Source organism: Pandoraea sp. ISTKB, from assembly GCF_001721285.1.
Taxonomy (GTDB): Bacteria; Pseudomonadota; Gammaproteobacteria; order Burkholderiales; family Burkholderiaceae; genus Pandoraea; species Pandoraea capi.
The window spans coordinates 19,311-39,501 of record NZ_MAOS01000002.1 but is presented as its reverse complement, the minus strand read 5'-3'; the positions used below and the strand labels follow the sequence as shown (position 1 = coordinate 39,501).

The 20,191-nt window shown below is 64.1% G+C and carries 13 protein-coding genes; 7 read left to right on the top strand and 6 right to left on the bottom strand.

The window, feature by feature from the left end:
- Positions 1 to 28: 28 nt before the first annotated feature.
- Both A9762_RS02620 and psrA read right to left on the bottom strand, forming a co-directional pair.
- Complete coding sequence (locus tag A9762_RS02620; RefSeq protein WP_069340506.1) at positions 29 to 1,336, bottom strand: MFS transporter; 1,308 nt, start codon at positions 1,334 to 1,336, stop codon at positions 29 to 31.
- A 275-nt stretch (positions 1,337 to 1,611) separates the two neighbouring features.
- Positions 1,612 to 2,709, bottom strand: a complete 1,098-nt coding sequence (gene psrA, locus A9762_RS02615; protein WP_069340505.1) for an iron-containing alcohol dehydrogenase PsrA — start codon at positions 2,707 to 2,709, stop codon at positions 1,612 to 1,614.
- A 167-nt stretch (positions 2,710 to 2,876) separates the two neighbouring features.
- Here psrA and A9762_RS02610 point away from each other — a divergent pair, with 167 nt between their 5' ends.
- The gene (locus tag A9762_RS02610; protein ID WP_069340504.1) at positions 2,877 to 3,740 is read left to right on the top strand and encodes a LysR substrate-binding domain-containing protein; all 864 of its coding nucleotides are present in this window, start codon (positions 2,877 to 2,879) and stop codon (positions 3,738 to 3,740) included.
- Positions 3,741 to 3,846: 106 nt separating this feature from the next.
- Here A9762_RS02610 and A9762_RS02605 read toward each other — a convergent pair whose 3' ends face one another.
- Complete coding sequence (locus A9762_RS02605) at positions 3,847 to 4,698, bottom strand: undecaprenyl-diphosphate phosphatase (protein WP_069340503.1); 852 nt, start codon at positions 4,696 to 4,698, stop codon at positions 3,847 to 3,849.
- A gap of 298 nt (positions 4,699 to 4,996) precedes the next feature.
- Positions 4,997 to 6,322, bottom strand: a complete 1,326-nt coding sequence (locus tag A9762_RS02600; RefSeq protein WP_069340502.1) for an O-acetylhomoserine aminocarboxypropyltransferase/cysteine synthase family protein — start codon at positions 6,320 to 6,322, stop codon at positions 4,997 to 4,999.
- Positions 6,323 to 6,555: 233 nt separating this feature from the next.
- Between A9762_RS02600 and A9762_RS02595 the strand changes: the two genes are divergently transcribed.
- Entirely contained in the window at positions 6,556 to 7,512 is a 957-nt protein-coding gene (locus A9762_RS02595; protein ID WP_170836169.1) for a dienelactone hydrolase family protein, read from the top strand.
- 570 nt (positions 7,513 to 8,082) lie between these two features.
- Here A9762_RS02595 and A9762_RS02590 read toward each other — a convergent pair.
- The gene (locus tag A9762_RS02590; RefSeq protein ID WP_083253565.1) at positions 8,083 to 8,388 is read right to left on the bottom strand and encodes a DUF4148 domain-containing protein; all 306 of its coding nucleotides are present in this window, start codon (positions 8,386 to 8,388) and stop codon (positions 8,083 to 8,085) included.
- 337 nt (positions 8,389 to 8,725) lie between these two features.
- A complete protein-coding gene (gene uvrA / locus A9762_RS02585) occupies positions 8,726 to 14,674 on the bottom strand; it encodes an excinuclease ABC subunit UvrA (protein WP_069340500.1) in 5,949 nt (1,982 codons plus the stop codon).
- A gap of 267 nt (positions 14,675 to 14,941) precedes the next feature.
- On the opposite strand from uvrA, the gene vapB reads away from it, so the two are divergent.
- The 5 genes from vapB to A9762_RS02560 all read left to right on the top strand — a co-directional run bounded on the left by vapB (position 14,942) and on the right by A9762_RS02560 (position 20,079).
- Entirely contained in the window at positions 14,942 to 15,178 is a 237-nt protein-coding gene (gene vapB, locus A9762_RS02580; protein WP_069340499.1) for a type II toxin-antitoxin system VapB family antitoxin, read from the top strand.
- Positions 15,178 to 15,579, top strand: coding sequence for a type II toxin-antitoxin system VapC family toxin (locus A9762_RS02575; RefSeq protein WP_069340498.1), 402 nt, complete (start codon positions 15,178 to 15,180; stop codon positions 15,577 to 15,579). Before vapB ends, A9762_RS02575 begins: the two co-directional genes overlap by 1 nt.
- A gap of 192 nt (positions 15,580 to 15,771) precedes the next feature.
- Positions 15,772 to 16,308, top strand: coding sequence for a sigma-70 family RNA polymerase sigma factor (locus A9762_RS02570; protein WP_240493423.1), 537 nt, complete (start codon positions 15,772 to 15,774; stop codon positions 16,306 to 16,308).
- Positions 16,305 to 17,396 (top strand): FecR domain-containing protein, encoded by a 1,092-nt coding sequence (locus A9762_RS02565; RefSeq protein WP_069340497.1) that lies wholly within the window; start codon positions 16,305 to 16,307, stop codon positions 17,394 to 17,396. Before A9762_RS02570 ends, A9762_RS02565 begins: the two co-directional genes overlap by 4 nt.
- A gap of 151 nt (positions 17,397 to 17,547) precedes the next feature.
- Complete coding sequence (locus A9762_RS02560; RefSeq protein WP_170836168.1) at positions 17,548 to 20,079, top strand: TonB-dependent siderophore receptor; 2,532 nt, start codon at positions 17,548 to 17,550, stop codon at positions 20,077 to 20,079.
- Positions 20,080 to 20,191: the final 112 nt, after the last annotated feature.

The following is a 20,191-nucleotide window of genomic DNA, read 5'->3' as shown; positions in this document are numbered from 1 at the left end:
TATCCCTCCCGCGCGTCCTTCCCGCGCGTCAATACGTCCGCTTCATCGCCCTCGCGCATGCGGCAGACAGACATCCCACCGCCAGCACGTACACCGCAATCCACCAGGGTTTGTGGCCACCGTATTCGAGCAGCGTTGCCGCCACCAGCGGCGTGATCGAGCTCGAGACGATCCCCGATACCTGATAGACGACCGAGATGCCGGTGTAACGCACCCGCGTGTCGAACAGTTCGCAGAACATCGACGCCTCCGGGCCGTACACGAACGCATACACCACCCCCAGCGGCACGATCACCGCGAGCGATACCCACCAGACATTCGACGAGTAATGCATCACCGCCAGCGCCGGGATCGACGACACTCCGCAAGCCAGCGCCCCCGCCGCAAACACGCGGCGTCGCCCGACGCGATCCGAGAGCTTCGACGCATACGGGATCGTCACGACCAGCACGAGTGCCGCCAGCGTGACGGCCAGCAGGATCGGCGTTTTCGGAAAGTGCAGTGTGCCGACGAGATAAGAGATCGCAAACACGGCATAGACGTTGAACACCACGCCATCGATATAGCGCGCGCCCCAGCCGAGCAGAACGTTTCTGCGGTAATCGCGCACGATCTCCGAGAGCGGCACATGCGCGACGTGCTGACTGTCTTTGATACGGGCGAACTCGGGCGTCTCCAGCACCCGCAGCCGGATAAACATGCCGACGGCCACGAGCACCAGACTGAGCATGAAGGCCAGACGCCATCCCCACGACATGAATTGCTCGTCGGTCAGCGTGGACGAGAGCAGGGCGACGACCCCCGTCGACAGACAGAGGCCGACGGCCAGCCCGATCTGCGGATACGCCGCGAACTGTCCTCGCTTGTCGCGCGGCGCGTACTCGAACGCCATGAGCACCGCGCCGCCCCATTCGCCGCCGAGCCCGATGCCTTGCAGCAGCCGCAGGAACAGCAGGATCAACGGCGCGGCAATGCCGATGCTGTCGTAGGTCGGCACGAGGCCGATGAGGAACGTCGACACGCCCATGATCGTGAGCGTGACGATGAGCAGCGGCTTGCGTCCGAGCCGGTCGCCGAAATGGCCGAAGAGAATGCCGCCGAGCGGACGCGTGGCGAACCCCACCGCGTAGACGGTGTACGCGAGCGCCGTTGCGACGAAGGCATCGCCGCTCGGAAAGAAGAGTTTGTTGAAGACGAGCCCGGTGATGGTCCCGTACAGAAAGAAGTCATACCACTCGACGGTCGTGCCGATCAGGCTGGCCAGCGCGACCGTGCGCACCGCTTTTTCGGCATTGACGGCATCGCGCGCGCCAACACCGCTGAGAACCTGTTCCATTGCGCCTCCTGTTGATGCGCCGCGCCCCGGCGGCGCGCTGCGACGCGCCGGTCTTTGCCGGGCGTCTGTCTCCTGGATGTCTCGGTGCCGCGCATGCCGAGGGTTCGGTGCGCGGCTATCGTTTTGATGATGGATGCTGCGGGGACTGCGGGTAAGACGCGAAAACACTCATGCCGCCACGACGGCATGACTGCACGACAACGGCAACCACTACGACTGCGACAACAACGACCTCCAACGCGACGTCGCAAAGTCGCAACGTCGATCAGATCCTTTCAGGCAGCCGCGCCGATGAAATTGCGGCCGCGCGGACCGTCGAGCGCAGCGGCGATCATCTGCGCGGACTCCGGCTCGCTCACGCCGTAAGCGGAAAATTCGGTTGCCACGCCCAGACCGTTGAGGAACGCCGTGAGCGCTTCGGGGGCACCGTCGATATCGCCGTCGAAGACCTGCGCGAGCACGGCGTCACGATCGGCGCGTCGGCCGATGGCCAGACGCATCACCGCTGGCAAGGTGAACGAGCAGGCAATGCCGTGCGGCAGGCCGTGGCGAATCGTCATGTCGTATGAAATCGAGTGCGCAAGCGCCGTCTTCGTATTCGAGAACGCCATGCCCGCCTGAAGCGCGGCAAGCGCCGCCTGTGTGCGCAACGTCATGTCGTCGAGCGAGGCCATGAGCTGCGGCAGCACGCGCATCATTTCGCGCGCTGCCGTCACGGCGAACGTGTCGGAGACGGGATTCGCATTGACGTTCCAGATCGCTTCGAGGGCGTGCGAGAGCGCGTCGAGACCACTTTGCAGGGTGACGGCGCGAGGCAGCGAGCGGGTCAGACATGGATCGACGATGGCCGCTTCCGGCCACGTCTGCGGCAGATGCAGCGAGTATTTCTTGCGCTTCACATGGCGGTCCCACAGCGTGGCCCACGGCGTGACTTCACTGCCGGTGCCCGCCGTCGTGGGAATCGTGATGAGCCGTTTGGTCCGCGTCGGCTCGAAGGTGCCGCCGGCATCGAGCGCATCGACGAGGGTCGCGAACCGGTCGTCGTCGCCCGCGACCATCAGCAGCTTGGCCGTGTCGAGCGCGCTGCCGCCGCCCAGCGCCACGATCACCTCGCACTGCCCGTAGCGCCGCCAGAAGTCGCTGTACATCGGTGCCAGTTCGCGTACGTCCGGATTCGGGCTGACCTGATCGATGACCCCGGCAAGCCGTTGGCCGAGCAGCGCCTCGATCTGTCCGGTCATGCCGAGCGCACGCGCTTCGGGCATGGTGACGAGCACCGCGCGGCGGTGGCCGACGAGATCGGGCAGATCGGCGAGCGCCCCCGCACCGAAGCGGACGTCGACCGGATTGTGGAAGCGTGAACGTGCAGTCATGGTGAGGAGCGTGCCGCGGCGTATCTGATGTCTCTGACGTATCAGAACGCCGCGATCGATTGAGGAAGATTGAGCTGGATTATGGTGAGCGTCGTCCTATACTTCTAATTCACATTTTTTCGCCAATCTATTGGTAAAACCTATACCTCGTCACGGGAGCGTCACGCATGCGCATCACCCAGTTGCGGTCCTTTCATGCCGTCGCGCACCACGGCAGCGTCACGCGTGCGGCACAGGCATTGCATGTGAGTCAGCCGACGATGACGACACAGATCCGCGCGCTCGAAGAGACCTACGGCGTGGAGTTGTTCTACCGGCATGGACGCGGACTCACGCTCACGCCGACGGGCAAGGCGCTGTACTCGGTCAGCCTGCGCATCTTCTCGGACGAGGCCGAAGCGCTCGGCCTGCTCAAGGAACACGGCGGCCTGCGCACGGGGGAATTGCGTCTGGGCGCGGTCGGGCCGCATCACGCGATGGAGATCGTCGCAGCGTTCCAGCCTCGCTATCCGGGCATTCGCATTTCCATGCGACCGGGCAATTCGGAGGAGATGATCGAGAGTCTGCTGGCGTATCGCACCGACGTGGCCGTGCTGGCGCGCTATCACGAGGATGTGCGTCTGCACGCCGTGCCGTATCGCACGCATCCGGTCGTGCTGCTGGTGCCGCGCACGCATCGGTTCGCGCGACGTCGCAGCGTGAAGCTCGTCGAGCTGGCCGACGAACCGATGCTCATGCGCGAGCCGGGGTCGACCACACGTCACGCGCTCGAAGCGGCGATGCAGGACGCGGGCGTGTCGCCCACGGTGGCGATGGAGATCGGCAGTCGCGAGGCGATCCGCGAAGCGGTGATTCTGGGGTTGGGTATTGCGGCGGTGTCGGCGCGGGAGCACACACCCGACGAGCGGCTGGCCACGGTCGCGATCGGCGACGCGCGGGTGGAGACCACGACGGTCGTCGTCTGCCTCGCCGAGCGACGCGAATCGCGCGCGATCGCGGCGTTCATGGATGTCGTGGCGGGACTGGTGTGACGCAGCGTCGCGATGATGACGTCATCAACGTGATGCGTGCAGCGACACCTCGGGACACAACGGAAGACGAGGGCAGTCACGACGACCGCCCCCGGAATGCATCGGCTTACAGATACTGGCTGGCGGCGAGCACGATGGCGGACGCCACGAGGCAGTAGATGCCGAACAGGTACCAGCGACCATGTTCGAGCCAGCGCGACAGCCAGCGCAGCGCCACGAGCCCGGCGAGGAAACTGAACACCATGCCGACGAGGCTCGGCGTGAGCACCGACATGAAGTGACCGGAGAACGTCTGTGCGCCGCCCGACTTGTACAGACGGTACGCTTCCTTGACGATGACCGGCGGCGTGAGCACGACCGCCAGCGCGAAGCTGAATTCTTCGACACGCACCTTGTCGAGCCCGCGCAGCATGCCCGTCGAGATGGTCGAGCCCGAACGCGAGAAGCCACGGAAGGGCAGGCAGATGCCTTGCACCGCGCCGATCCAGGCGGAATCCGCACCGCGCATCGGACGATCGCCCATCGGCGGACGCTTGCTGCCCGAAATCAGGATCAGAATGCCGGCCATCGCGAGGCCTGCCGAGATGATGTAGAGATTGCCGAACAGATGCTCGATTTCCGCATGCTCGGAGCCGCGCATCAGCACCTTCTCGATGAAGAACATCAGCGCCAGACCGATCACACCGGTGAAGGCCGTCGCAATGATCACCTGCTTCGCGTTATGGATGAAATCGTGCTTCGACGAGAAGTAGCGCTCGCGCCAGGACTTCCAGAAGTAGACGATGACGGCGAGCATCGTGCCGGTATGCAGCATGACGAGCAACAACGTCATGGCGGGCGTGGATGGGTCGAGTCCCATCAGCTTCTCGGCCATGATGACGTGTGCCGAACTCGACACCGGGAGCAGCTCTGCCACGCCTTGAACGATGGCGAGCACGAGCACTTGCAAATAATCCATGCGCAATCCTTGAGAAATGGGCAAGGACAGTACGCCGTCACCGTGACGATTTTGTGACAGTCACATGACGGCGGCACCGGTCGCCTGCCCTCGACCGAATGCCGCGCATGATACTCCGACAGACTTGGCAGAAAATGAGGTTGAGGATCCGTCCGATCATCAGGGGCCGGGGCCGGAATGCCCGGCTCCGCTCGGTGTTGCGTCAGTTAAAACCATCGCGAATCCAGCGCTGGCAAACACCCTGACTTCCGCATTTCCGCATGACGACGCGAGACGATGTCCCCGGACGCAGGCGAACTTACTTACGCAATGCCTGATCCAGATCGGCGAGCAGGTCGTCGATATGTTCGATACCGATGGACAGACGCACGGTCTCCTCGCTCACGCCGGCCTTGCGCAGCTCGTCGGGCGAGAGCTGGCGGTGCGTGGTCGACGCCGGATGCGTGGCGAGCGACTTGGCGTCGCCGATGTTGACCAGTCGCGTGAAGAGTTGCAGTGCGTCCTGAAACGCCGCGCCTGCCGCCCGTCCGCCCTTCACCCCGAAGGTCAGGATGCCCGGCCCGCGTCCCGACAGATACTTCTGCACGAGCGCGTGATCCGGATGCTCCGGCAACCCGGCATAGTTGACCCACTCCACCTTCGGATGCGTTTTCAGGAATTGCGCGACTTTGAGCGCGTTGTCCGTGATGCGGTCGAGGCGCAGGGCAAGCGTCTCGATCCCCTGAAGGATCTGGAACGCGTTGAACGGCGAGATGGCCGCGCCGGTGTTACGCAGCGGCACTACACGCGCACGGCCGATGTAGGCGGCCGGCCCGAAGGCTTCCGTGTAGACGACACCGTGATAGCTCACGTCCGGTTCGTTCAGCCGCTTGAAGCGTGTCTTGTGCTCGGCCCACGGGAATTTGCCCGAGTCGACGATGGCGCCGCCCAGGCTTGTGCCGTGCCCGCCGAGATACTTCGTCAGCGAATGCACCACGATGTCGGCGCCGTGCTCGAAGGGACGCAACAGGTACGGCGACGGCACGGTGTTGTCGATGATGAGCGGAATGCCGTGGCGATGCGCAATCTCCGCGAGCTTCGCGATATCCGTGACGTTGCCCAGCGGGTTGCCGATCGACTCGGCGAAAATCGCTTTGGTCTTCTCGTCGATCAGCGGCTCGAACGACTCCGGTTCGCGCGGATCGGCAAAGCGGGTGGTGATGCCCGAGAGCGGCAGCGTGTGGGCCAGCAGATTGTAGGTGCCGCCGTAGAGCGTGCTTGCTGCCACGATGTTGTCGCCGGCTTCGGCAATCGTCTGGATCGCGTAGGTGACGGCCGCCTGACCGGAGGCGAGCGCCAGCGCCGCAATACCACCTTCGAGCGCAGCGACGCGTTGTTCCAGCACGTCCTGCGTCGGATTCATGATGCGGGTGTAAATGTTGCCCGGCACCTTCAGGTCGAACAGATCCGCGCCGTGCTGCGTGTCGTCGAAGGCATACGCCACCGTCTGATAGATCGGCACGGCCACCGCGCGCGTGGTCGGGTCGGGACGGTAGCCGCCGTGCACCGCCAGCGTTTCCAGCCGCCATTGCGCGGCTTGCGAGGTGTCGTTCTGCGCTTGGTTCGTATCGTTGTTGCCGCTCATATCGATTGTCTCCGGATAGGCGTTGCGTTCCGTTGGTGGAACGGATCTGACGAATTGATTAGTTATCCGATGGCATTCTAAACGCAGGCGTGTGGACGCCTTATCTTCGATTGGCAGATGCTTAGTGCGCGACGCGTGGCGGCAACCGAAGGGCGCGCAACCGTTCGTAATATGGCGAACGACACGGCCGGTGTGGCACGCGCTATCGTGGGCGCATGAAAAGGAGACCCTTCATGCGCTTGTCTGCGTTCCGCTCGCGTCGTTCGTTCCCTTTGGCAGCACACGGCGGTCGCCGTGCTCGACTTTCACTCCGGTGGTTTGCCGCGGCCCTGATCGGTGTGGCAACGCTCTCGCTCGGCTGGACGGGCAACGCCATCGCGCAGGAAAAGGTCAAGGTCGCATCGCTGGATACGGACAGCGACGGTAAGCCCGTCATGCTCGATGCGTATCTGTTCCGCGCGGTGAACGCCAACGCACCCACACCCGCCGTCGTCTTCATGCACGGTTGCAACGGCATGTTCTCGCGCAGAGGATCCATTGATGGACGTGAACTCGACTGGGCGCGCCGCTTCAACGCACAGGGCTATGCAGTACTGATGGTCGATAGCTTCACGACGCGCGGGCAGGGCAGCGAGTGCGCGAAAGGCGGGCCGGTGCGTCCGTGGGCCGAGCGTCCGCGCGATGCCTACGGGGCGCTGCGTTACCTGCAAGCGCTGCCGGACATCCGCCCGGATCGCGTCGCCTTGATGGGCTGGTCGCACGGCGGCGGCACGACGCTGTTCTCCATTGGCCCCAAGAGCCCGGCGCGAGCGCAAGACGACTCATCGGCCCCTGACTTCGCGGCCGCGGTCGCGTTCTACCCCGGCTGGTGCAACACGAAGGCGCAGGGCGCGGACTGGTCGACGAAGATCCCGTTGCTCTTGCTCACAGGCGCCGACGACGTCTGGACGAAGGCCGCCCCCTGTGACGCCTTCGTCAAGGACGTCACCGCCAAGGGTGCCCCGATCACGTTCCACATCTATCCGGGGGCGTATCACGACTTCGATACACCGAATCTGCCGGTGCGCGAACGCCCCGAATTCACGAATCCGAAGACCCATGTGGTGCCGATTACCGGCACCCAGCCCGAAGCCCGCGAAGATGCCATCGAACGCGTGACGGCATTTTTGGCCAGAACGATTGGCCAGTGATTTTTCGGTGAAAACATGTGGCGGCCACGAACGCGTGGCCGCAAACCTAAGCCTGACAGCGCTTCCAAGCGATTGCCGGGAAATTTATGCACCGGCTATCCACAGCTTAATCACTGAAAAAATGGGGATCTCCACAGGAAATCCACCGACTTATCCTCGGGTTATGCACGACATATCCACCACCTATCCACGGGATATTCACTGGTTATCCCCCTCATTTCCGGCACTTTTCCCCACGATTTCCACCGCCTATCCCCCAGCAATCCACAGCGTTACCCACAACCCTGGCACAGCTTGCACACAGGGTTATCGACAGCGTTATCCACAGCCGCGGGTTGCGTAGTCGACGGGTCGGCGGAAGCTTGCAGGGGTCGCTTCTCCTGCGGGATTCGTCATGACTGCCCTGATGCGGGCGGGGACGGCGAGGGTGACCTCGACGCGAGCACAGAAAACAAAATCGGCCGCGACGAAGGCGGCCGATTTGGTATCGGAGACTGCTACCCGGAGTCACGATGCGCCGATTGGCGCAGGCTCACGGGGTGAAGCCAGTACAGCGATTCGAGATTGCGATTAGTTACCGAAGTAGGTGCTGCCAGCACGCTGGGCGTTGCCGACCGAACCCGGGGTCACCGCCGACACTGCGCCGCCACTCACCGTCGAGACGGCCTTCGGGTACACCGTGTCGTGTTGTTGAAGCAAACCGGCCTTCTGCGCTTGCACCAGTTCTTCACGAACTTGTGCGCGGGTCAGCACGCTGGTCTGGGGCACCCACGAGAATTCCGACGGGCCGTCGAAAGCATCGCTGGCGAAAGCCGAACCGGCTGAGACAGCCAGCATTGCGGAAACCAGGGCAGAGGTAATAAGAGTGCGCTTCATGATGATTCTCCTGTCTGTTTGAAAGAGGCGATGTTCAATTCATCGTCGACAGTTGCAGTCTATTGCCATCATAAATCGCAATAAAGTCGATAATTGTCTATTTCAAATTGCTTATTTAGCAATAATTGGAAACATTTTCCGGTATCGACGGCTGAACCAATACGTCTAGAAGTAATTACACACTCTCATTACAACCGTTTAGATAAGAGCTTATCGCTCGAAGATTTTTCGTATATTTAAAATATATTATTAATTTCGAGAGACTCAGGTAGAAACGAAGACGGGACGCCGTATTCGGGCGTCCCGTCGTAGGTCACGAATGGTCCAGCTACGCCGCCTACTTCGCCGTGGCCGCCTCCTGAGCGACCACCGTCTCGACGCCCGGACCCGCCGTCTGCGCCAGCACGGGTTTGAGCGCGATACCGGTGTGGCTCGCCTTCACCTTCGCCAATGCGTCGGGCGACGTGGCGGCAACGACCGTCCCGCCATCCTTACCGCCCTCCGGCCCCATGTCGACGATCCAGTCGGCCTCGGCAATGACATCGAGGTTGTGCTCGATGACGATCACCGTATGCCCGCCATTCACCAGCCGGTGCAGCACATTGATCAACCGTGCCACGTCCGCCATGTGAAGACCGACGGTCGGCTCGTCGAGCACGTACAACGTGTGCGGCGACTTCTGGCCGCGACGCGTGATGTCGTCTCGCACCTTGGTCAATTCCGTCACCAGCTTGATACGCTGCGCTTCGCCGCCCGACAACGTCGGCGACGGCTGCCCCAGCGTGAGATAGCCAAGGCCAACGTCCTGCATCAGTTGCAGCGGGTGCGCAATGCTCGGCATCGACGCGAAGAATTCGACGGCCTCGTCCACTTCCATCGTCAGCACGTCGCCGATGCTCTTGCCGCGCCACGTCACGGCCAGCGTCTCGGCATTGAAGCGCTGCCCGTGGCAGACATCGCACAGCACCTTCACGTCGGCGAGGAAACTCATGCCGATCGTGCGCACCCCTTGCCCTTCGCAGGCCGGGCAACGTCCCTCGCCGGTATTGAACGAGAAACGCGACGCCGAATAGCCGCGTGCGCGCGCTTCGAGCGTATCAGCGAACAACCGTCGAATCGTGTCCCAGAAGCCGATGTATGTCGCCGGGCACGAACGCGGGGTCTTGCCGATCGGCGTCTGGTCGACTTCGAGCACGCGGTCGATCGTCTCCCAGCCGGTCACCGACTCGCATCCATGCCACGCATGCACGACCGGACGCTTCGGCTCCACCGGGGCGTCCGACTTCGCACGCGGTTTGCCGTCCGCCTTCACGACATGACGCACCGTGCCCTTGCGCGCGCGACGCTCGGCCGGCGAAGACAGTACCGAGCGGCCCACGGCATCGAGCAGGTTCGTCATGAGCACATCGCGCGCGAGCGTCGATTTGCCCGAGCCCGAAACGCCGGTGATCGCCGTCAGTCGCGAGAGCGGCAGCGATGCCGTCACGTTCTTCAGGTTGTGCAGCGTGGCACCATGCACCGTCAGCCAGTTCGACGGCACGGCTTCGACTTCCTTCGCTCCCTTGCCGGCCTTCACCGGGGCAACGACCTCCCGGCGCGGCTGAAGCGGATGCTGCAACGGATGCGCGAGGAACTTGCCTGTCAACGAATCGGGATGCGACGCAAGATCCGCCACGTTGCCCTGCGCCACGAGCGTGCCGCCGCGCTTCCCGGCGCCCGGGCCGATATCGATGATGTGATCGGCGCGACGAATCGTATCCTCGTCGTGCTCCACCACCACCAGCGTGTTGCCCTGATCGCCGAGCTTGCGCAACGCGCCGAGCAGAATGCCGTTGTCACGCGGATGCAGCCCGATGGTCGGCTCGTCCAGCACGTAGCACACGCCCTGCAAGTTGCTACCGAGCTGCGCCGCGAGACGAATCCGTTGCGACTCGCCGCCCGAGAGCGTCGGCGCGGCCCGGTCGAGCGTGAGGTAGCCCAGACCGACCTCTTCGAGAAATTCCAGACGCCCCTGAATTTCGCTGATCAGATCGCGCGCAATGCTCGCGTCGCGACCGGTCAGTTCGAGCCCCTGAATCCACTGACGCACGTCCGTCACGGTCCATTGCGCAACGTCGGAAATCGCATGAGCGTCGAACGTCACCGCACGCGCCACGCCGTTCAGACGCGCACCGTGACAATCCGGACACGGCTGATCGCCCACGTCTTCCGGCTCCTGCTCCTGAGACGGCAACGAGTGTTCGCGCCCCCGGTTGTCCTGATTGAGGACGGTATCGTCGAACGCCTCGCGCTGCTCGCGCGTGAGCGCCAGCCCGGTGCCCACACACGTGGTGCACCAGCCGTGTTTGCTGTTGAACGAGAACATACGCGGATCGAGATCCGGGTAGCTCGTGCCGCACACCGGACACGCACGCTTGACCGAGAACACCTCGATCTCGCCCACGCCTTCGCCCGGTTGCTCATCCGACATCGTGTCGCCCAGACCATCGAGCGGCGCGAGCAGATGCATCACACCCTTGCCGAGTTCCAGCGCCGCCGCCAGCAGCGTACGCAGCAGACCTTCGTTCTCCGGTGCGATCACCACGTCACCGACCGGTAACTCGATGGTGTGCTCGCGGAAACGATCGAGCTTCGGCCACGGATCGACCGGCAGGAACACGCCGTCGACACGCAGATGCGAATGCCCGCGCGCCTTGGCCCACTTCGCCAGATCGGTGTAGATCCCCTTGCGTCCGACGACCAGCGGTGCGAGCAGCCCCACATGTTGACCCCGACGGTCGCGCATCAGTTGCGCGACGATGGAATCGGGACTTTGCGCCGTGACCGGCGCCCCGTCGTGGATGCAATGCTGAATGCCGAGCTTCACGTACAGCAGACGCAGGAAGTGCCAGACTTCCGTGGTCGTCGCCACCGTACTCTTGCGCCCGCCGCGCGACAGACGTTGCTCGATGGCGACCGTCGGCGGAATGCCGTACACCGCGTCGACCTCGGGGCGTCCCGCCGGTTGCACGATGGAACGCGCATAGGCATTGAGCGACTCGAGATACCGGCGTTGTCCCTCGTTGAACAGAATGTCGAACGCGAGCGTCGACTTGCCCGAGCCGGACACCCCGGTGATCACGCTGAACTTGCCGCGCGGAATCGCCACGTCGAGCGACTTGAGGTTGTGTTCGCGAGCGTTGACGATGCGAATGTCGTCGCCGCCCGCCGGCTTGCGATGCGCGCGCGCGGCGCGCAACGCCGTTTGCAGCGGCATGCCCGCATCGCCAGTGGCGTTGCCAGCCGCCACGGCCAGCCCCGGGGCAACGACCGTGCGTTCGTAGTCGGCGAGGGCGCGGCCGGTGTGCGAGCCTTCGCACGCGACAACATGCGCCAGCGTGCCCGCGCACAGTACTTCACCACCGCCTTCGCCGCCTTCCGGCCCCAGGTCGATGATCCAGTCTGCGGCGCGCACCACGTCCAGGTTGTGTTCGATGACGAGCAGCGAGTTGCCGCCGTCGAGCAGCTTGCCGAACGCGCGCATGAGCTTCGCGATATCGTCGAAGTGCAGGCCGGTCGTCGGCTCGTCGAAGATGAAGAGACGGCCGCGATGTGCAACCTTCTGACCGCTGGCCGTCTTCTTCTGCGCCGCTTCCGCGAGGAAGCCCGCAAGCTTCAGACGTTGTGCCTCACCGCCCGAGAGCGTGGGCACCGGCTGGCCGAGCTTCACGTATTCCAGACCGACATCCACGATCGGCTGCAACACGCGTAGCACGTCGCGATCCGACGAGAACAGCTTGACGGCTTCGTTGACGGTGAGTTCGAGCACATCCGACACGCTCAGCTCGCGCATCGCCTCGCCCGGCACGGCGCGCTGAATCTTCACGTCGAGCACTTCGGCGCGGTAACGCTTGCCGTCGCAATCCGGGCAACGCAGGTACACGTCGCTCAGGAACTGCATCTCCACGTGTTCGAAACCGGAACCGCCGCACGTCGGGCAGCGGCCGTTGCCGGAGTTGAAGCTGAACGTGCTGGCGTTGTAGCCGCGTTGCAGCGCCACCGGTTCGGCGGCGAAGAGTTTGCGAATCTCGTCGAACGCCCCGACATAGCTCGCAGGGTTCGAACGTGCCGTCTTGCCGATGGGGGACTGATCTACGAACACCACACCCGACAGTTGTTCGGCGCCGATCAGCGCGTCGTGCGCACCGGGCGCCTCGGTCGGATCACCGAAGTGACGCGCCAGCGCCGGGCTCAGAATGTCCTGCACCAGCGTCGATTTGCCCGAGCCGGATACGCCGGTCACGCACACGAGGCGTCCGAGCGGAATGTCGACGCTGACATGCTTGAGGTTGTGCTCACGTGCGCCGGTCAGCGTCAGGTGCGGCGTGGCGTCGTCCACCGGACGCGCCCGCCAGTTCGACGCGTTCGCCACGTGCTTGCGTCCGCCGAGGTAACTGCCGGTCAACGTGTCGGCGCGACGCACTTCCTCGGGCGTGCCGTCGAACACGATCTGACCACCGCGTTCGCCCGGTCCCGGCCCCATGTCGATGACACGGTCGGCGGCGAGCATCACCGCCGGATCGTGCTCCACGACGACCAGCGTGTTACCGGCGTCGCGCAGGCGATGCATGGCCGCCACGATGCGGTCCATATCGCGCGGATGCAGGCCGATACTCGGCTCATCGAGCACGAAGAGCGTGTTGACGAGCGACGTGCCGAGCGCCGTCGTCAGGTTGATACGTTGCACTTCACCGCCCGAGAGCGTGCGACTCTGACGGTCGAGCGTGAGGTAACCGATGCCGACGTCGCACAGATACTTCAGACGCGTACCGACCTCTTCCTGCAGGAGCTTGAGCGCATCGTCGAGCAGGCTGGAGGGGAACGTGAGCGAATCGAAGAACTGACGCACCCGCGTGATCGGCATGAGCATCAGATCGTGCACGGTCAGGCCGGGCAGCGCTTCTAGCTGCTCGCGCGACCACGACACGCCACGCGGCATGAAGCGCTGGGCGGGCGGCAGCACGGCGTCGGCGTTTTCTTTCGAGCCGAGACGCCACAGCAGGCCTTCCGTCTTCAGACGCGCACCGCCGCAGGTTTCGCACGTGGTGTAGCTGCGGTACTTCGAGAGCAGCACACGGATGTGCATCTTGTACGCTTTCGACTCCAGATAGCCGAAGAAGCGGCGAATGCCGTACCACTGCTTGTTCCACTCGCCCTGCCAGTCGGGATCGCCTTCAATGACCCACTCGCGATGCTCGGGCGACAGCTTCGACCACGGCGTATCGCGGGGAATGCCGGCCTTGCCCGAGTACTCCAGCAAGTCTTCCTGAATCTCCTTCCACGCCGGCGTCTGGATGGTCTTGATGGCGCCACCGCGCAGCGTCTTGCGCTCGTCCGGAATCACCAGCCCGAGATCGACACCGATGACACGACCGAAGCCGCGACATGCTTCACACGCGCCGTAGGCCGAGTTGAACGAGAAGAGCGCCGGTTGCGGATCGGCGTAGTGCAGATCGCTGTCCGGGCAGTGCAGGTCTTGCGAGTAGCGCCAGATTTCCGGCTCGCCGGCCTCGGCAAGCACGTAGACGTTCACGCGAGCGCGACCGCGTTTGAGCGACGACTCGATGGCTTCCATCGCGCGCGCCTTCTCGGTGTTCTGCAGGCGGAAGCGATCAGCCACGACGTCGAGCACCTTGCGCGTGCCCTCGGCGGTGGTGATTTCGCGCTCGGCCTGCACGCGCGTGTAGCCGGACGCCGAGAGCCACTGCTCGACCTCGTCGGGCGTGACACTGCCGGGCAATTCGACCGGGAACGTGACGACCAGACGCGGATCGTTCTGCGCGGTGCGCGCCATGAGATCGGCGTAGATCGTCTCGGGCGTGTCGTGACGCACCGGCTGCGCGGTTTCGCGATCGAACAGCGCCGCCGCACGGGCGAAGAGCAGCTTGAGGTGGTCGTTGAGTTCGGTCATCGTGCCGACCGTCGAGCGCGAGCTGCGCACGGGGTTGGTCTGATCGATGGCGATGGCGGGCGGCACGCCTTCCACATGATCGACCTGCGGACGATCCATGCGGTCCAGGAACTGCCGGGCATAGGCACTGAAGGTCTCGACATAGCGCCGCTGGCCTTCGGCGAACAGCGTGTCGAACACCAGGCTCGACTTGCCGGAACCGGACGGACCGGTCACGACGGTCATCTCACCGGTCTGGAGATCGACGTCGAGGTTCTTGAGGTTGTGCTGGCGGGCGCCACGAATACGGATGGCGTGGCTGGCCGACGGAACGGGTTTCGAGGAGGGCTTATCCACTTGGTCTCTGGGCAGACGAGAGAGCGCATACGCGCTTTGGGGTAACTACTCTATCAGGCCGATACGACAGTCGCTGGCAGCATCCATGCGTCGCCCGGCACGCTGGGATTGTACTGTATATTTGTACAGCACCAAGCGATTCCCGCGTTGACGGTGGTCTTAATTCGTCAAGGTGTACTCAGCCATCTTACGTACACACATATGTATTTACATCGATCGGTACAGCCCCTAAAGTATTCACATGACGTCTTATTTCTGGGGTCTCTCATGCGCTTCACCCGCGCCTTTCGCAATGGCAATTCGCAAGCGGTACGAATCCCCGCAGAACTGGCTTATCCCGACACCGACATGGAACTGGAGATCGAGCGAATCGGCGACGAACTCCGGATCAGACCGCGTCGTCGCCCGCTAACCGGTGTGCTCAAGAAATTTGCCAGTTTCAGCACCGACGTCATGGCCGAAGGTCGCGAAGACCAGGAGCAATCAGACCGCGAGGCTCTGTAATGGCTCGCTACATGCTCGATACGAACATCTGCATTTACCTGATGAAGCATCAACCCGAAACGGTTGCACGACGCTTTGCGCAATGCTGCGTGGGTGACGTCGTGATGTCCGCCGTGACCTTCGCCGAACTCAAATTCGGCATTTCGGTGTGTGCCAACCCGGCTCGGGAGGGTCACCACCTTGCGGCACTGATTGAGGATATTCCGGTTTTACCGTTCGACGCGGCCGCTGCCACGGCCTACGGCCCGGTTCGCGCGGCAACACGTGAACGCCGCAAGGACCATCTCGACAAGTTGATCGCCGCGCATGCGATTTCGCTGGACATCACACTGGTCACCAACAATACGCGCGACTTCGCAGCCTACCCCGGCCTCCGAATGGAAAATTGGCTGGACGACTGAAACCGCGTAGCCGCGTCCATCGTATCTGTATCTCCCTCCTCTGCATCGGCCCCCCGAATCCCGAGTTGTCCTCTATCCGTCACCGCGCGACAGGTCATGTGACAGGTCGTGATATGATGAGAATGATTATCATTAACCTCAAAAGCTGCTAGATCAGTGACGGTTGCAGACTCATGCGGCCGAGCCAAAACCATGATGCGTGACGACAACGGGGGACGCCAGGACCACGCACGCGCCGACGCGTCCGGCGTGGCTGCGCTCTATCACGATCACCATGGCTGGTTGCGCAACTGGCTGCATCGCAAGCTCGGCAACCACGGCGACGCCGCCGACCTCGCGCACGACACCTTCGTGCGTCTGCTCAGCAAGGACACCCCCGTCTGCCCGCGTGAACCCCGCGCCTTCCTCACCGTCGTCGCGCAGGGGCTCGTCGCCAATCTGCATCGGCATCGCAAAATCGAAGCCGCCTATCTCGAAGCACTCGCAGCCCAGCCCGAGGCGGTAGCGCCCGACCCCGAAGCCCGCGCGATCCTGCTCCAGACACTCATCGACATCGACCGACGCCTCGACGGCCTGCCGCCGGTCGTGCGCCGCGTCTTTCTCATGTCGCAACTCGACGGCCTCGCCCAACGCGAGATCGCCGAGACCCTCGGCATCTCCATCGCCACCGTGCAACGTCACATCGTCAAGGCGCTCCACGCCTGCTGCTTCGGAGGGACGCACGCATGAGCCCACGCCCGCCGTCCGGTCAGGGCGCCGTCCCGGCCGCATCCCCGCTGCCCGAGGCGATCACGCTGGCGGCCACGGAATGGTTCGTCCGCCTGCAAGCGACGACCGACGCCAACGCGCAAGCCGCCTGGCAACAGTGGCACGACGCCGACGCGCGACACGCGCTCGCCTGGCAGCGCCTCGTCGACTTCGGCACGCATCTGCGGACCATTCCACCGCTCGTCGCGCACAACACGCTCGTGCGCGCGCGAGCCAATCAGGGGCGTCGGCGCGTACTTGGCCTGCTCGCCGTCGCGGGGGTGACGGGGGCCGTCTGGTCTGTCGGCGACTCGAACGCCGTAAGGGCATGGCGTGCGGACTTCAGCACAGGGGTCGGCGAGCGCCGCACCGTGCAACTGGCGGACGGCACCGTGCTCGCGCTCAACACCGATTCCGCCGTCGACGTGCATGTCTCGCAGGACGTGCGACGCCTGCGCCTCGTGCGCGGGGAAATCGCCATCACGACGGGCGCCGATGCCGATCACGGCCATCGCCCGTTCTTCGTCGACACCGCGCAAGGCAGCCTTCAGGCACTCGGCACGCGCTTCACCGTGCGCCAGCACGAGGGCAGCGCCGCCGTCGCGGTGCTCGAAGGTGCGGTGCGCGTCGTTCCCGCCAACGGTGGAAATACGGCCAACGGCGCGACGATCCTCACCGCCGGGCAAGGCGCAACCTTCGACGCCACCGCAGTACGCTCGCGCTTCGACGACGTCGCCATCGCCAACGCCGCCGTGGCATGGACGCAAGGCATGCTCATCGTCCACGCGATGCCGCTCGGCGACTTCCTCGCGGAACTCGGCCGCTACCGGCGTGGCCACCTCGGCTGCGCGCCCGACATCGCGAACCTGCGCGTCTCGGGCATCTACCCGGTCGACGACACCGACCGCGTGCTCGACATGCTCTCGCGCGCGTTGCCCGTCGAGGTCCAGCGCTTCACCCGCTGGTTCGTGCGCGTACAGCCCGGCAACCCTTCCGGCACGCGCTCCGGCAAATCGTCGGACAGCGCGCCCACGTTGCGCGCCGTCGGCGGCGACCGTACCCACACCTGAAGCACCACGGCGTCGCCAGCGCCGCCTGCGGCACACCGTCCAGAAATATTTTGACGTCGGATGAGGGGTTTTCGAATCTCGCGGGGCATAGACAGGAAAGCCCCGTTTCGATTTCGATGTTTCGATGCTCCAACGAAAGGAATCCGCCGTCATGTCTTCTCACGTCAGCCCCACGCCCCTGCGTGCCGCACGTGTCCGCACGTTCGCTCGTGCTGAAACCGCCCTCGCCCGACAAGTCACCCAGCGCGCCATCACGCTGGCGACCGGTACGTTGTTTGCTCTGAGCGCCATTGCTGCCGCCACGGCCGTCAGTGCACTCACCGCGTCGAATGCCCACGCGCAGACGTCATCTCCCGCAACGACCGCGCGCGCCGCCCAGTCGCTGCACATCCCTGCCGGCTCACTGCAACAAGGGCTGGTCGCTTTTGCGCAGCAAACCGGCCTGATGATTTCGTACGACGCCGCCCAGATCGCCGACAAACGCACGGCAGGCGTGTCCGGCACTTACACACCCACGCTCGCCCTCGCGATGCTGATCGAAGGCACCGGCCTGCAAGCGACCGGCCAGCCCAACGGCGGCTACATCGTCGCGCCCGGCCCGAACGCCACCGGCGCCGCCGCAGGTCCGGCTGTCGCGCTGCCGCAAACGGACGTCAACGCACGCGCCGAGCGCGACGTCGCCCGCGGCCCGGTCGTCGGCTATGTCGCGACACGCAGCGACACGGCAACGAAGTCGGACACGTCGATCATGCAGACGTCGCAATCGATCAGCGTGATCCCGCGCGATCAGATGAACGATCAGGCCGTGCAGACGGTTACCGACGCCCTCAAGTACGCCGCCGGCATCAACGCCGATCCCTACGGCAGCGACACCCGCGCCGACTGGTTCTACATTCGCGGCTTCAATGCCGACGTCTATTGGGACGGCCTGCGTCTGCCGCAGATCGCCAACCGTCCCGGCAGCTACGCGGCCGTGCGCGTCGACCCGTACACCTTGGAGCGCGTGGAAGTGCTGCGTGGCCCCAGCTCGATCCTCTACGGCGCGGGCAACCTCGGCGGCCTCGTCAATCTCGTGAGCAAGGCGCCGAGCGCCGAGCCGTATCGCGAGATCGGCATCGACTACGGCACGTTCGACCGTCGGCAGCTTCGCGTCGACATGACGGGTCCGGCCAACGAAGACGGCACGCTGCTGTACCGCATCACCGGTCTCGGTCGCATGTCGAATGCGCAGACGGACAACGTCAGCGACGATCGCATCATGCTCCAGCCGTCGATCACGTGGCGCCCGAACGCGCGCACCAGCTTCACGTGGTTCGTCAATTACACGCAGGACAACATGGGTTCATCGGTGAGTTACGGCCCGGCGCTCGGCATGGTGAATCCGTCGCGCTGGGGTCGTATCGACCGCGATTTGCTGACCGGCGACCCTTCGTTCGACCGCTACCGCAAGACGCAGGTCGCGACCGGCTACCGGTTCGAACACCGCGTGAACGACGCGCTGCAAATTCGCTCGACGGCCCGCTTCACGCACATGGATCTCGACTACAAGTCGATCTACGGCACCGCGCTGCTGGCCGACCAACGCACGTATCAACGCACCGCGTATCAGGCCGAGCCGATCCTGAACGGCTGGCAGCTCGACAACAACGTGCAATACGACACGACGACCGGCCCCGTCGCGCATAAAGTGGTCGGTGGTGTGGACTTCCAGACGCAACGCTTCCTCAACCGTGTGTGGACGGGCACCGTCTCAGCGCTCGATCTCTATGCGCCCGTCTACGGCGTGAAGGGCGTACTGCCCGCCAATCCGACGACCAGCACCGACCAGACACAGACGCAGCTCGGCCTGTACTTGCAGGATCAGATGCGCTGGGATCGCTGGTATCTCACGCTCGGCGGACGCGAGGACTTCACGTGGTCGACGACGGACAACAACATCGCCAAGACGTCGGTCGAGCAAACGCCGAACAAGTTCACGTGGCGCGCCGGTCTGCTGTACGAATCGGCCATCGGCCTGTCGCCGTACTTCAGCTATTCGACGTCGTTCCTGCCCACCCTGTCGACGAACCTCGCAGGCACGCCGCTGCAACCCACGACCGGCCAGCAGTACGAGATCGGCGTGAAGTATCAGCCCGTGAATACCGCAGCACTCTTCACGGCATCACTCTTCAACCTGACGCAGCAAAACGTCTCGACCGCCGATCCGGCCAACACGCGTAACACCATCCAGACGGGTGAAGTGCGTTCGCGCGGCATCGAACTCGAAGCTCGCATGAGCCTGACGTCGCGTCTGAACATGGTGGCGAGCTACACCTATCAGGACGTGGAAGTCACCCGCAGCAACAACGCCGATCTGGGCAAGCGTCCGTATGGCGTGCCGCGCAACATGGCATCGCTGTGGGCCGACTACAACTTCGGCAGCGTGGGCGATGCCAAGCTCGGCGCGGGCGCAGGCATCCGCTATCTGGGACAGACGGCCGGCGACACGGCGAACTCCTTCTCGGTGGCGAGCGTGACGCTCGTCGACGCCTCGCTGCACGCGGACATCGGCTGGCGCTGGCGTCTGCAACTGAACGCGAGCAACCTGTTCGACCGTACCTACGTGGCAGGCTGCAACACCACCGTGCAGTGCTACTACGGCACGGGACGCACCGTGATCGGCAGCGTTACGGCACGCTGGTAAGCGCGCCAGAAGCCGAAGCACGAAGCCGTAACGCGAAGCGCCGGGTCGTATTGGGAATCGACCCGGCATCGCGCCCTTGTCGACGCAAACGGATGGAGTAGCATGGCGAGAT